This is a genomic window from Streptomyces sp. 840.1, from assembly GCF_003751445.1.
Taxonomy (GTDB): Bacteria; Actinomycetota; Actinomycetes; order Streptomycetales; family Streptomycetaceae; genus Streptomyces.
The window spans coordinates 2,259,003-2,272,487 of the sequence record NZ_RJUU01000001.1 but is presented as its reverse complement, the minus strand read 5'-3'; the positions used below and the strand labels follow the sequence as shown (position 1 = coordinate 2,272,487).

The following is a 13,485-nucleotide window of genomic DNA, read 5'->3' as shown; positions in this document are numbered from 1 at the left end:
TGCGGCTGCGGCTTGGAGGGTCCGGCGATTGGGAGGTGGGTGAAGGAGCGGGTCTGGGTGCGTGCAGCTGCAAGGCGGAGGATTGAGCCATGGCGGAGCCATGGTGATTGACGACAACGCCGCAGATGTGCGTGCCCAGACCCGTGACGCCGCCTCCCAATCGCCGGACCCTCCTCCTTGTACGGCCGACTCAGATGTCGAGGAAGCGGACGTCCTTGGCGTTGCGCTGGATGAACGAGCGCCGTGCCTCGACGTCCTCGCCCATCAGCACCGAGAACAGGTCGTCGGCCTGCGCCGCGTCGTCGAGCGTGACCTGGCCGAGGACGCGGTGGTCGACGTCCATCGTGGTGACACGCAGTTCCTCGGCGTTCATCTCGCCGAGGCCCTTGAATCGCTGGATCGAGTCTTCCTTGATCCGCTTGCCGTTCTGCTTGCCGAGCGCCACGAGGGCGTCGCGCTCGCGGTCCGAGTACGCGTACTCGAAGTCGTCCCGGCCCCACTTGATCTTGTAGAGCGGCGGGCGCGAGAGGTAGACGTGCCCGGCCTCGACCAGTGGCCGCATGAAGCGGAAGAGGAAGGTGAGCAGCAGGGTGTTGATGTGCTGGCCGTCGACGTCGGCGTCAGCCATCAGAATGATCTTGTGATAGCGGAGCTTCTCGATGTCGAAGTCCTCGTGGACCCCGGTGCCGAAGGCCGAGATCAGTGCCTGGACCTCGGTGTTCTGAAGAATCTTGTCGATCCGGGCCTTCTCGACGTTCAGGATCTTGCCCCGGATCGGCAGGATGGCCTGGTACATCGGGTTACGGCCGGACTTCGCCGAGCCGCCGGCGGAGTCACCCTCGACGATGAAGATCTCGCACTTCGTCGGGTCGTTGGACTGGCAGTCACTCAGCTTGCCCGGCAGCGAGGCGCTCTCCAGGAGCCCCTTGCGACGGGTCAGGTCACGCGCCTTGCGGGCCGCCACGCGGGCGGTCGAGGCGGCGATGCCCTTGCGGATGATGTCGGCGGCCTCGTTGGGGTTCCGGTCGAACCAGTCGGTGAGCTGTTCGTGGACGACCTTCTGCACGAAGGTCTTGGCCTCCGTGTTGCCCAGCTTGGTCTTCGTCTGGCCCTCGAACTGCGGCTCGCCCAGCTTGACCGAGATGATCGCCGTCAGGCCCTCGCGGACGTCCTCGCCGGTGAGGTTGTCGTCCTTCTCGCGCAGCAGCTTCTTGTCGCGCGCGTACCGGTTGACCAGCGAGGTCAGCGCCGCACGGAAGCCCTCCTCGTGCGTACCGCCCTCGTGCGTGTGGATCGCGTTGGCGAAGGAGTAGACGCCCTCGCTGTACTGCGTGTTCCACTGCATGGCGATCTCGGCCGAGAGGAGACGGTCCTTGTCCTCGGCCTCGATGTCGATCACCGACTGGTGGATGACATCGCCCTTGCGGGAGTTGAGGTACTTGACGAAGTCGACGATGCCGTTCTCGTAGTGGTACGTGACCGTGCGGGTCGTCTCCTCCTCGGGGACGTCGGCCGCCTCGACGCTGTCCGCGCCCGCCGTCGCCTTCGCGGACTCCCGCTCGTCCGTCAGCTTGAGCGTGAGGCCCTTGTTGAGGAACGCCATCTCCTGGAAGCGGCGCGAGAGCGTCTCGAAGGAGTACTCGGTCGTCTCGAAGATGTCGCCGTCGGCCCAGAACGTGACGGACGTGCCCGTCTCGTCGGTTTCCTCGTTCTGCTTCAGCGGGGCGGTCGGGACGCCGAACTTGTAGTCCTGGGTCCAGCGGTAGCCGTCGGTCTTGACCTCGACGGCGACCCGGGTGGACAGGGCGTTGACGACGGACACACCGACGCCGTGCAGACCACCGGAGACGGCGTAGCCGCCACCGCCGAACTTTCCGCCCGCGTGCAGCACGGTGAGCACGACCTCGACGGCCGGCTTGCCTTCCGACGGCACGATGCCGACCGGGATGCCACGGCCGTTGTCGATCACGCGCACGCCGCCGTCGGCGAGGATCGTGACGTCGATCGTGTCCGCGTGGCCGGCCATCGCCTCGTCGACGGAGTTGTCGACGACCTCTTGGACGAGGTGGTGGAGACCTCGGTCACCGGTCGAGCCGATGTACATGCCGGGTCGCTTGCGGACCGCGTCCAGGCCCTCCAGCACGGTGATCGCGCTGGCGTCGTACGAGGCTGTCACCTCGCCCGTGGCGGGAGCGGCGCCGCTCACGCCGGGGGTGGACGGAATGTTCTCGTTGGGGTTGCCGGAATCGGCCACGAAGCGCCCTTTCTGGCACAGCACAGGCCGTTCTCCGGGCAGGCGGGAGCGGCTGCGTCGTTCGGCTTGTATCGACGAATCCCGCAAGGACGCGGGATTGTCCACCAGTCTACCGGTAGCGCCGACCCGAATGGGGGTTTGCCGGTACCTGAGTCCGCATGTGCCGCCCTGAATCCACGGCTGACGACTCCCCATATTCGGGAAGGGGCCTCAAGCGGCTCACACGGGCGTTGAGCGCTTCGAGCTGTCAACCTCTCGCTACGGTGAGGGACGTCCGCTCGGCACCCCGCGGTTTCAACCACCGCAGACCCGCACAACACGGAGTCCGAAGGCATCGGGGACAACCGGGGCACACCTCACCGCCGCCCCCTGGGGCAGTGCGGCCGCAACGGCCTGGAGAAGGGGTAAAAGTGCAGGTCAGCCGTAGGTGTCGCCGGGGCCCTTGCTGCCCGGCGCACGCAGCGGGCCGAACCTGCGCTGCGGTCCTCCCGGCCCGAGGACCTTGATCATCCGTACGGTGCCGTGTCCCAGATCCGCGTTCAGCCGGGCCACCAGCTGAGGCGCCAGCAGCCGCAGCTGGGTCGCCCACGCCGTCGAGTCGCACTGCACCGTCAGTACGCGCTCGTCGGGATCCTCGTCGTAACGCAACGGCACACAATGATTGGCCAGATCATCACCTACGATCTGCGGCCAGCGGCCCATCACACCGCCCACCGCCGCAGGCGCCTCCCAGCCGCGTTCGGTGATCAGCCGGTTGATCGCCGCCCCCAGCGGCAGCGGATCACGGCCGTCCGCCCGCGCCCCGGACCGCAGGCCGCCGCCCCGCCGGGCCTGCTTCTTCTGCTGCGCCGCCGCACCGCGGGCCCGCGCCTGCTCCTTCGCCGCCCGCAGGGCCACCCGCGCCAGGTCCACCCCTGAGGGCTCCGGCTGCTTCGCCGCCCCGGACGACGGCTCCCGCGGTGTCTCCGGGCCGTCCGGAAGCGGCTCCGGGCTCTCCGCAGCGCCGCTCACAGCCGCTCGACCTCGCCCGCCGACACCGCGTACCTGGTACCCGCGAGCACCCCCGGCACGTCGTCGTCCACCGCGGCCGTCACCAGCACCTGCTCGCCCGGGGCCACCAGCTCGGCCAGCCGCTCACGGCGTCGCGCGTCCAGCTCGGCGAAGACGTCGTCCAGCACCAGCACGGGCTCGTTGCCCTCGCTGCGCAGCAGGTCGTACGAGGCCAGCCGCAGGGCCAGCGCGTACGACCACGACTCCCCGTGGCTCGCGTACCCCTTGGCCGGCATGCCGCGCAGCCCGAGCACCAGGTCGTCGCGGTGCGGGCCGACCAGCGTCACGCCCCGCTCGATCTCCTGCTTGCGCACCTCGGCCAGGGCCGCGATGAGCTGCCCGTACAGCTCCTCCCGGGTCCGGGCGGGGTCGGCGCCCGCGGCCGCGCCCACCTCGGCGCCCACCGAGCTGCGGTACTCCAGCGTCACCGGGCCGCCGCCGGGCGCCACGTCCGCGTAGGCCTTGTCCGTCAGAGGCTGCATGGTCGCGATCAGGTCCAGCCGCTGCGCCAGCAGCTCGGCGCCCACCCGGCCCAGGTGCTGGTCCCACACGTCGAGCGTCGACAGGTCCATCGAACGGCCGCCGTGCCTGCGCGCCATCGCCGCCGACTTCAGGAGCGTGTTGCGCTGCTTCAGCACCCGCTCGTAGTCCGACCGGACCCCGGCCATCCGCGGCGAGCGTGCCGTGACCAGTTCGTCGAGGAAGCGGCGGCGCTCACCCGGATCGCCCTTCACCAGCGCCAGATCCTCCGGAGCGAACAGCACCGTCCGTACGATGCCGAGCACGTCACGGGGTCTGACCTGCGACGATCTATTGATGCGGGCACGATTGGCCCTGCCCGGGTTCAGTTCGAGCTCGACCAGCTGCGAACGTTCGCCCTGGGTGACGGCAGCCCGGATGACGGCCCGCTCCGCGCCCATGCGTACCAGCGGCGCGTCCGAGGAGACCCGGTGGCTGCCGAGCGTCGCGAGGTAGCCGACGGCCTCGACCAGATTCGTCTTGCCCTGGCCGTTGGCCCCCACGAAAGCGGTGACGCCCGGGTCGAGCGGCACCTCGACCCGGGCGTACGAGCGGAAGTCGGCCAGCGACAGATGCGTGACATGCATGGTGTACGCCGACCTTCCCGGCTTCCTGCTCCGTGCTTTCTGCTGTGTGCTCCGTGGTGCGGGCGGGCTCCCGGCCCGCACCTCGTCGCTGCTACTTCTTGTTCTCGACCGCGTGGCCGCCGAACTGGTTGCGCAGCGCGGCGATCATCTTCATCTGCGGGGAGTCGTCCTGGCGCGAGGCGAAGCGGGCGAAGAGCGACGCGGTGATCGCGGGCAGCGGGACGGCGTTGTCGATGGCGGCCTCGACCGTCCACCGGCCCTCGCCGGAGTCGGCGGCGAAGCCGCGGAGCTGGTCCAGGTGCTCGTCGTCGTCCAGCGCGTTGACCGCCAGGTCGAGCAGCCAGGAACGGATGACCGTGCCCTCCTGCCAGGAGCGGAAGACCTCGCGCACGTCGGTGACGGAGTCGACCTTCTCCAGGAGCTCCCAGCCCTCGGCGTAGGCCTGCATCATGGCGTACTCGATGCCGTTGTGGACCATCTTCGCGAAGTGGCCGGCACCGACCTTGCCCGCGTGGACGGAACCGAAGTCGCCCTCGGGCTTCAGCGCGTCGAAGACCGGCTGGACCTTCGCGACGTTGTCGGCGTCGCCGCCGTACATCAGCGCGTAGCCGTTCTCCAGGCCCCAGACACCGCCGGAGACGCCGCAGTCGACGAAGCCGATGCCCTTGATGCCGAGCTCGACAGCGTGCTTCTCGTCGTCGGTCCAGCGGGAGTTCCCGCCGTCCACGACGACGTCACCGGCCGAAAGGAGCTCGGCCAGCTCGTCGATCGTGGACTGGGTCGCGGCGCCGGCCGGGACCATCACCCATACGACCCGGGGGCCCTTCAGCTTGCCCACAAGCTCTTCGAGGCTGTGGACATCGGCGACGTCCGGGTTGCGGTCGTAACCGATGACGGTGTGGCCTGCGCGGCGGATGCGCTCGCGCATGTTGCCGCCCATCTTGCCGAGGCCGACGAGACCGATCTCCATCAGAGATTCCTTAAGCGTTGTGCCGATTCGTACCCAGGACCGAGCCTACGCCCGGCCGGGGACAGGGCGACGGGCATGCTCGGCGCTGAGCGTGCCCGTCGTGGCCTGCCGTGACAGGACCGGTGGCCGGATCAGCCGGAGAGGCGGACCGGCATGATCAGGTACTTGTACGCGTCATCCGCCTCGGCATCCACGGCCGCGCGGCCGCTGAGCAGCGCGGGCTTGGTGGACGTCGTGAAGGAGAGCTGGGCGACCGGGGAGTCGATCGCGCTCAGACCGTCCAGCAGGAAGGTCGGGTTGAAGGCGATCGAGATGTCGTCGCCCTCCAGGACCGCGTCCACGCGCTCCACAGCCTGTGCGTCGTCGCTGGAACCCGCCTCCAGGATCAGCACGCCCTGCTCGAAGCTGAGCCGGACCGGGGTGTTCCGCTCGGCCACCAGCGCGACGCGCTTGACGGCCTCGACGAACGGGGCGGTCTCGATGACCGCGACCGTGTTGAACTCGGTCGGGAAGAGCGTGCGGTACTTCGGCAGGTCGCCCTCGAGCAGCCGGGTGGTCGTCCGCCGGCCGGCGCCCTCGAAGCCGATGAGCCCCTCACCCGCGCCGGAGCCCGACAGCGCCAGCGTCACCGTGTCGCCGCTGGTGAGCGCCTTGGCGGTGTCCAGCAGCGTCTTGGCGGGGACCAGGGCGACGGCGGATGCGTCCGCGTTCTCCGGCTTCCAGAGGAACTCGCGGACCGCGAAGCGGTAGCGGTCGGTGGAGGCCAGGGTGACGGTGTCGCCCTCGATCTCGATGCGCACACCGGTGAGGACGGGCAGCGTGTCGTCGCGGCCGGCCGCGATGGCCACCTGGGCGGCGGCCGAGGCGAAGACCTCGCCGGGGACCGTCCCGGTCGCCGTCGGCATCTCCGGCAGTGCGGGGTACTCCTCCACAGGAAGGGTGTGGAGTGTGAACCGCGAGGAGCCGCAGGCCACCGTCGCCCGTACACCGTCTGTGGAAATCTCCACCGGCCGGTTGGGCAGGGCGCGGCAGATGTCGGCGAGCAGCCGGCCGGAGACCAGCACCGTGCCGTCCTCCTCGATCTCCGCGTCCACCGAGACCCGGGCCGAGACCTCGTAGTCGAAGCTGGAGAAGCTGAGTGCGCCGTCCTCGGCCTTCAGCAGCAGGCCCGCAAGAACGGGCGCCGGCGGCCGGGCCGGGAGGCTACGGGCCACCCAGGCCACAGCCTCCGCGAGTACATCGCGCTCCACCCGGATCTTCACCGGAACCGCCTCCTGCTGTTGCTCGCTCGCCCTGCTGGCCTTCGTCGTCTGGTCGGGTCGCTCCACCGATGGGACGGGGAGGACGCCGGGGACCAGTCTGACGTACGGCACCGACACTCGGTGCTGCTCGGGGTCAAGTCGCGACAAGCGGTTCGCGGAGCTCCGGCGCCGAGTTGTGCACAGGCCCCACTTCGAAGCGGATTCCGGGCTAACTAGAGGTAGTAGTAGTAGTAGGGCCTGTGGAAACCGTGGATAACGTCGTTTCCGCAGGTCAGGCCCTGTTTTTTGTCCACCGACCCTGTGGGTGGCACCGGTGGAAAACCCGGGGTTTCTGTGGACACCCGAAAGTTCTGCACAACCGACCCACAGGGCAGGGGGGTTTCTCCCCAGCTCTGTCCCCAGCTTTACCCAGCTTCCCCACAGCCCAACCGACCCTCTTGGTGTGACGCCTTTCACTCGGGGCGGTGAAAGCGGGTGTCGCGTTGCCGAACAGTGGACAGAGGTGTGGAGAAGCCCGCAGAAGCTGGGGACAAGAAGGTCTCTCCTGTGGGCCGCCGGTGGACAACGTTGACGTGCCCCTGTGGACGAAAAACTTGTCCACAGGCTGTGGATCATTGTTGACCACAAATCCCCAGGCCTCTGAGCTGGCCTGATGGAGTATCGGCTGCCGTACCTGTGGAAGCAGTATGGACAACTTTTCAATCCCCAGGCTGTGGAGGGGAGATTGTGCCCAGATCTGTGGAGAACGGCCCGTCCGCGGCAGGTATTCGAACAGCGAGGACGGGGACCACGCCCCGCGAACGTCGTACACAGCTGCCCGGACGAGACGAAAAAGGGTGCTCCGGGACCTGATGCGGGTCCCGGAGCACCCTTCTCGGTGCTCGCGGAGGCGAGGCTGCGCGGTTCCGTGGCGCTGGGCAGCTGAGCCACGGAACCGCTGCGACTCCGTGGCGCTCTGCGCGCGGTGGCGGCCCGTCAGCCGTTCTTGATGCGGTTGGTGAGTTCGGTGACCTGGTTGTAGATGGAGCGCCGTTCCGCCATCAGCGCGCGGATCTTCCGGTCCGCGTGCATCACGGTCGTGTGGTCGCGGCCGCCGAACTGGGCCCCGATCTTGGGCAGCGAGAGGTCCGTCAGCTCACGGCACAGATACATCGCGATCTGGCGCGCAGTCACGAGTACGCGGCTGCGCGAGGATCCGCAGAGGTCGTCCACAGTCAGGCCGAAGTAGTCGGCGGTCGCCGCCATGATGGCCGGCGCCGTGATCTCCGGGGCGGCGTCCTCGCCACCCGGGATCAGATCCTTCAGCACGATCTCGGTCAGCCCGAGGTCCACCGGCTGGCGGTTGAGACTGGCGAAGGCCGTGACCCGGATGAGCGCGCCCTCCAGCTCCCGGATGTTGCGTGAGATACGGGAGGCGATGAACTCCAGCACCTCCGGCGGAGCGTTGAGCTGCTCCTGCACCGCCTTCTTACGGAGGATCGCGATGCGCGTCTCCAGCTCCGGCGGCTGCACATCGGTGGTGAGACCCCACTCGAAACGATTCCGCAGCCGGTCCTCCAGGGTCACCAGCTGCTTGGGCGGCCGGTCCGAGGACAGCACGATCTGCTTGTTGGCGTTGTGGAGCGTATTGAAGGTGTGGAAGAACTCCTCCTGCGTCGACTCCTTGCTCGCCAGGAACTGGATGTCGTCGACGAGCAGGATGTCGACATCGCGGTACCGCTTGCGGAAGGTGTCGCCCTTGCCGTCACGGATCGAGTTGATGAACTCGTTGGTGAACTCCTCCGAGCTCACGTACCGCACCCGGGTGCCCGGGTAGAGGCTGCGGGCGTAGTGCCCGATCGCGTGCAGCAGGTGGGTCTTGCCGAGCCCGGACTCCCCGTAGATGAAGAGCGGGTTGTACGCCTTGGCGGGGGCCTCGGCCACGGCGACGGCCGCGGCGTGCGCGAACCGGTTCGACGCCCCGATGACGAAGGTGTCGAAGAGGTACTTCGGGTTCAGCCGTGCGTGCGGCTCACCCGGGCCGGGGGCGGGCGCGGGCTGGGCGCCCATCGGTCCCGGGACACCGCCGGGCCGGCCGGTTCCGCCGCCCTGCCGGTGCTGGGGCTCCTGCATGTCGTGGCGGTCGGGCCGCTGGGACTCGTAGCCCTGGTGCTCGGGAGGCTGCTGGCGGTAGTCGTGCTGGGGCTGCTGCTGGGAGCGGCCGCCGCCGTACGGCTCGCGCCAGTGCTCGCCGGAGGTGTCGCGGTCCTGGTATCCGCCGAGCCGGGGCTGCTGCCAGGAGAGGTCCTCCTGGGTGCGCGGCCAGGCGCCGGGCTCGGGGCGCTGCTGCTGGTAGTCGGGGTAGGCGGGCCGGGCGGTCGGCATGCCGTCGTCCGAGGGCCGGTGCCCGTAGCCGTCGTAGGAGTCGTTGTGCTGACGCTCGTCGTGCTGCGGCCCCTGGTAGCGGTGCTGCTGGGGCTGGTGCTGCTGCGACTGGTGCATCGGGGGCGCCGGCGGGTTCGGCGGCTCGCCCGCGGAGTCGTCGACCGTGATCGCGATCCGGATCGTGCGGCCGCACTCGCGGCTCAGCGTCTCGCTGATGAGCGGAGCTAGCCGGCCCTCCAGGACGCGCTTGCCCCATTCATTGGGGACGGCGAGCAGCGCGGTGTCGGCCACCAGGGCGAGCGGCTGGCAGCGCTCGATCCACTGCTTGTCCTTCGGCTCGATCCCCTGCTGGCCCTCCCCGAGGAGTTGCTCCAGCACTCGTGGCCACACTGCGGCAAGATCGGCAGGTACGTCAGCCACAAGGCACGCTCTCTCGCTGGTCCCACGAATGTGTGTTTCTCGGGACGTATGGGTCGGGATGGGTGAGGACCGGCAGGCGGGAAGAAAAAGAACCGGGGTTCGGCCACGGTAGGCGGGCCGACCCGTGCGGTTCAAGTCGTTGTCCACAGGCTGTGCACAATGGGGGGCCCGACAGGGTCGGTTTGACCGGATGGCGTAGCCGCGCGTACCGTGACCAGGTCGAGTTGTCGATGGCTGCTGCCGCCTGCCTCCGATGGGCAAAGATCACGATCTGTGATTGTGAAGCGGTGCAACTAGGGCGTTTACGCGAGTCTCTCGTGGGCGCACGGTGACAGCCAGGCGATGTCCCGCCAACACACGATCATTACTGGAGCCCCCGAGTGAGCAAGCGCACCTTCCAGCCGAACAACCGTCGTCGCGCGAAGACCCACGGTTTCCGTCTGCGTATGCGGACCCGTGCCGGCCGCGCGATCCTCGCGTCCCGCCGTGGCAAGGGCCGCGCCAGCCTGTCCGCCTGATCGCGTACAGGTCGTCATGACGTGCTGCCTACCGAGAATCGGCTGAGGCGGCGCGAGGACTTCGCGACCGCGGTACGACGAGGACGCCGGGCCGGCCGCCCGCTCCTCGTCGTCCATCTACGCAGCGGTGCAACGGACCCGCACGTGACTGGGGAGACTGCTCCCCCGCCGCGTGCGGGTTTCGTTGTCAGCAAAGCCGTGGGTGGCGCGGTCGTCCGCACAGCGGTGAAGCGAAAGCTTCGCCATCTGGTCCGAGAACGGCTGTCCCTGCTGCCCCCCGGTAGCCTGGTTGTCGTACGTGCGTTGCCCGGTGCGGGCGACGCCGATCATGAACAGCTGGCCCGAGACCTGGATGCCGCCCTCCAGCGGCTACTGGGAGGGGGCGCGCGATGAAGTACCCGCTGCTGGCTCTCATCAAGCTGTACCAGTGGACGATCAGCCCACTTCTCGGGCCTGTCTGCCGTTACTACCCGTCGTGTTCCCACTATGGATATACGGCGATCGACCGGCACGGAGCGATCAAGGGAACGGCGCTGACAGCCTGGCGCATCCTGCGGTGCAATCCGTGGTCACCCGGCGGCGTGGATTACGTACCACCACGCAAACGTCCGCGTTGGCACGAACTGCTGCGAGATCTCTTCCGCGGCGGTAAGGGCGGGGACTCCGCCGCTGATGTGCCTCCCGGGGGATCGGCCACCGATCTCCCGAGCTCGGCCGCAGAGACTTCGCCCAATGCTCAAGGAGCCTGATTAGTGGACACGATTGCCAGTCTGTTCAGCTTCATCACGTGGCCCGTTTCCTGGGTCATCGTCCAGTTCCACAAGTTGTACGGGGCCATCTTCGGCCCCGACACGGGATGGGCCTGGGGTCTGTCCATCGTGTCCCTCGTGGTGCTGATCCGTATCTGTCTCGTTCCGCTGTTCGTCAAGCAGATCAAGTCGACGCGGAACATGCAGGTGCTCCAGCCGAAGATGAAGGCGATCCAGGAGCGCTACAAGAGTGACAAGCAGCGTCAGTCCGAAGAGATGATGAAGCTGTACAAGGAGACGGGTACCAACCCGTTGTCCTCGTGCCTTCCCATCCTGGCGCAGTCACCGTTCTTCTTCGCCCTGTACCACGTGCTCTCGGCCATCGCGTCGAACAAGAAGATCGGTGTGATCGACCAGTCGCTGCTGGACAGCGCGCGTCAGGCACACATCTTCGGTGCTCCGCTGGCCGCCAAGTTCATGGACAGCGCGGACAAGGTCGAGGCGCTCGGCGCCTCGCTGGTGGATGTCCGGGTCGTCACCGCGGTCATGATCGTGATGATGTCGGCCTCGCAGTTCTTCACCCAGCGCCAGCTGATGACGAAGAACGTGGACCTGACGGTCAAGACGCCGTACATGCAGCAGCAGAAGATGCTGATGTACATCTTCCCGCTGATCTTCGCCGTCATGGGCATCAACTTCCCCGTCGGTGTCCTCGTCTACTGGCTGACCACCAACGTCTGGACCATGGGTCAGCAGATGTACGTGATCAACCAGAACCCCACGCCGGGCAGCAAGGCGCAGGACCAGTACCTGGGACGTCTGCTGAAGAGCGTCACCACGCATGGTGAGGTGCGCGGTCGTACCCGACGCAACACGGTCAAGCGGATCGTGTCCAAGGGCCCGGACCGCAACGACATCGAGCGGAAGTTCGTCACGGGACTGGCCAAGCTCGGCCTCGCTCCGCAGGAGGACGGCTCGGTCGCCAAGAGCGACACCGCGGTCGCCGACGCCGAGGGCGGAGCCGCGCAGCGGCGTCAGCAGCCCAAGCGCCAGACCAAGGCGAAGCGTCACACCGGTGCAGCTCAGCCGAGCGGGACCAAGGAAGCCGACTCCAGCGCGTCGGAGACCGCTCCCTCCCTGCAGAAGAAGGCACCGCAGGACGACAAGCCCAAGCCGGCGGGCGGCAAGCCCGCGTCCGGCTCCTCACGCCAAGCCAAGTCCGGACAGCGCAAGGGCCCGCAGCGGCCCAAGCACCCGTCCAAGAAGTAAGAAGGAGTCCATCCGTGACGGAAGGCACCACCTCCACGGCCGCTGAGGGCAGCGACACCTTGACCCGCCTTGAGCAGGAAGGGGAGATCGCAGCGGACTACCTTGAGGGCCTGCTCGACATCGCCGACCTCGATGGCGACATCGACATGGACGTCGAGGCCGATCGGGCCGCGGTCTCGATCATCAGTGAGTCGGCACGTGAACTGCAGAAGCTCGTGGGACGCGACGGTGAGGTGCTGGAGGCGCTCCAGGAGCTGACGCGCCTGGCCGTGCACCGGGAGACCGGTGACCGCAGCCGTCTGATGCTCGACATCGGGGGTTTCCGGGCGCAGAAGCGCACGGAGCTCGCCGAGCTGGGTGCCAAGGCCGCGGACGAGGTCAAGAGCTCCGGCGAGCCGATGAAGCTGGATCCGATGACGCCGTTCGAGCGCAAGGTCGTGCACGATGCGGTCGCGGCCGCGGGTCTGCGCAGCGAATCGGAGGGCGAGGAGCCGCAGCGCTTCGTCGTCGTCCTTCCGGCCTGACCGGCCCTTCTACTGTCGGCCCCGTCTGTTCGCAGGCGGGGCCGATCTTTGTCAGCCTGATAGTCAGCCACCATGGTGCGGTAATGCGGTATGGAAGGACGGTTCCCGTGACGGAGGAAGTAGAACTTCCCCAGGCGCCCGACGAGGCCCGGGAGGTATTCGGTGAGTGCTTCCCTGAGGCCGTCCGATACGCGGAACTGCTGGCCGATGCGGGGGTCAAGCGGGGGCTGATCGGTCCGCGCGAGGTGCCGCGGCTCTGGGAGAGGCACCTGCTGAACTGTGCGGTGCTCTCCGAGGTGGTCCCCGACGGCGTAACGGTCTGCGATGTGGGCTCGGGAGCGGGGCTTCCGGGTATCCCGCTGGCGCTCGTGCGGCCAGATCTGAAGATCACCCTGCTTGAGCCGTTGCTGCGGCGGACGAACTTCCTCCAGGAGGTCGTCGAGCTCTTGGGCCTGGATCATGTGACGGTCGTCCGTGGCCGGGCCGAGGAGGTCCTGGGGACGCTTCAGCCGGTGCACGTGGTGACGGCTCGGGCGGTGGCCCCGCTGGACCGCCTGGCGGGCTGGGGGGTGCCGCTGCTTCGCCCGTACGGCGAGATGCTGGCGCTCAAGGGCGATACCGCCGAGGAGGAGATCAACGGCGCGCGTGCGGCCCTGAGCAAGCTCGGTGTGCTGGAGACCGAGGTGCTTCAGGTGGGCGAGGGCGTCGTGGATCCGATGTCCACCGTGGTGCGTGTGGTGGTGGGTGAGAGCCCCGGTGGTGTGAGGTTCGCCGCAAAGAGGGCCAAGGCTGCCAGGGTCAGCCGGACACGCCGACGTCGCTGATTCACCGATCACGCTGTGCGCATGACCGTTACGCACCGTTTGGTGTGTGTATCGGAGATGCTTCGTGCGGGGAGGTGTGCGGACCCCGCGCGGAGTGTCGTGCCCCTGTAGCTACGCTGCAGGGGCATCGTGTTTCACGTGAAACGTCGCTCTCTGCTGCATGGAATTATCAGCC

Annotated in this window: 12 protein-coding genes; 6 read left to right on the top strand and 6 right to left on the bottom strand. The window is 68.0% G+C overall.

The window, feature by feature from the left end; translation table 11 throughout:
- Positions 1 to 190 precede the first annotated feature (190 nt).
- The 6 genes from gyrB to dnaA form a co-directional block, all read right to left on the bottom strand.
- Complete coding sequence (gene gyrB, locus EDD93_RS10395; RefSeq protein WP_123524874.1) at positions 191 to 2,278, bottom strand: DNA topoisomerase (ATP-hydrolyzing) subunit B; 2,088 nt, start codon at positions 2,276 to 2,278, stop codon at positions 191 to 193.
- A 393-nt stretch (positions 2,279 to 2,671) separates the two neighbouring features.
- Entirely contained in the window at positions 2,672 to 3,265 is a 594-nt protein-coding gene (locus EDD93_RS10390) for a DUF721 domain-containing protein (protein WP_123524873.1), read from the bottom strand.
- Positions 3,262 to 4,410, bottom strand: coding sequence for a DNA replication/repair protein RecF (gene recF, locus EDD93_RS10385; protein WP_123524872.1), 1,149 nt, complete (start codon positions 4,408 to 4,410; stop codon positions 3,262 to 3,264). The genes EDD93_RS10390 and recF overlap by 4 nt, the downstream gene beginning before the upstream one ends.
- Positions 4,411 to 4,501: 91 nt before the next feature.
- Positions 4,502 to 5,380 carry a phosphogluconate dehydrogenase (NAD(+)-dependent, decarboxylating) gene (gnd, locus tag EDD93_RS10380; RefSeq protein ID WP_123524871.1) on the bottom strand — a complete coding sequence of 293 codons (879 nt, stop codon included), beginning with the start codon at positions 5,378 to 5,380 and terminating at the stop codon, positions 4,502 to 4,504.
- 131 nt (positions 5,381 to 5,511) lie between these two features.
- The gene (dnaN, locus tag EDD93_RS10375) at positions 5,512 to 6,642 is read right to left on the bottom strand and encodes a DNA polymerase III subunit beta (RefSeq protein ID WP_024489504.1); all 1,131 of its coding nucleotides are present in this window, start codon (positions 6,640 to 6,642) and stop codon (positions 5,512 to 5,514) included.
- Between the two features lie 975 nt (positions 6,643 to 7,617).
- Complete coding sequence (gene dnaA / locus EDD93_RS10365; protein ID WP_123524870.1) at positions 7,618 to 9,426, bottom strand: chromosomal replication initiator protein DnaA; 1,809 nt, start codon at positions 9,424 to 9,426, stop codon at positions 7,618 to 7,620.
- Between the two features lie 380 nt (positions 9,427 to 9,806).
- Here dnaA and rpmH point away from each other — a divergent pair, with 380 nt between their 5' ends.
- The 6 genes from rpmH (at position 9,807) to rsmG (ending at position 13,310) form a co-directional block, all read left to right on the top strand.
- Positions 9,807 to 9,944: a 50S ribosomal protein L34 gene (gene rpmH / locus EDD93_RS10360; RefSeq protein ID WP_010985740.1), complete on the top strand. Its 138-nt coding sequence runs from the start codon at positions 9,807 to 9,809 to the stop codon at positions 9,942 to 9,944.
- A gap of 21 nt (positions 9,945 to 9,965) precedes the next feature.
- The gene (rnpA, locus tag EDD93_RS10355; protein ID WP_123524869.1) at positions 9,966 to 10,337 is read left to right on the top strand and encodes a ribonuclease P protein component; all 372 of its coding nucleotides are present in this window, start codon (positions 9,966 to 9,968) and stop codon (positions 10,335 to 10,337) included.
- Complete coding sequence (gene yidD, locus EDD93_RS10350) at positions 10,334 to 10,693, top strand: membrane protein insertion efficiency factor YidD (RefSeq protein WP_078617610.1); 360 nt, start codon at positions 10,334 to 10,336, stop codon at positions 10,691 to 10,693. Before rnpA ends, yidD begins: the two co-directional genes overlap by 4 nt.
- A gap of 3 nt (positions 10,694 to 10,696) precedes the next feature.
- The gene (gene yidC, locus EDD93_RS10345; RefSeq protein WP_123524868.1) at positions 10,697 to 11,962 is read left to right on the top strand and encodes a membrane protein insertase YidC; all 1,266 of its coding nucleotides are present in this window, start codon (positions 10,697 to 10,699) and stop codon (positions 11,960 to 11,962) included.
- 14 nt (positions 11,963 to 11,976) lie between these two features.
- Positions 11,977 to 12,486, top strand: coding sequence for a R3H domain-containing nucleic acid-binding protein (locus tag EDD93_RS10340; RefSeq protein WP_024489508.1), 510 nt, complete (start codon positions 11,977 to 11,979; stop codon positions 12,484 to 12,486).
- Between the two features lie 107 nt (positions 12,487 to 12,593).
- Complete coding sequence (rsmG, locus tag EDD93_RS10335) at positions 12,594 to 13,310, top strand: 16S rRNA (guanine(527)-N(7))-methyltransferase RsmG (protein ID WP_185092267.1); 717 nt, start codon at positions 12,594 to 12,596, stop codon at positions 13,308 to 13,310.
- Positions 13,311 to 13,485: the final 175 nt, after the last annotated feature.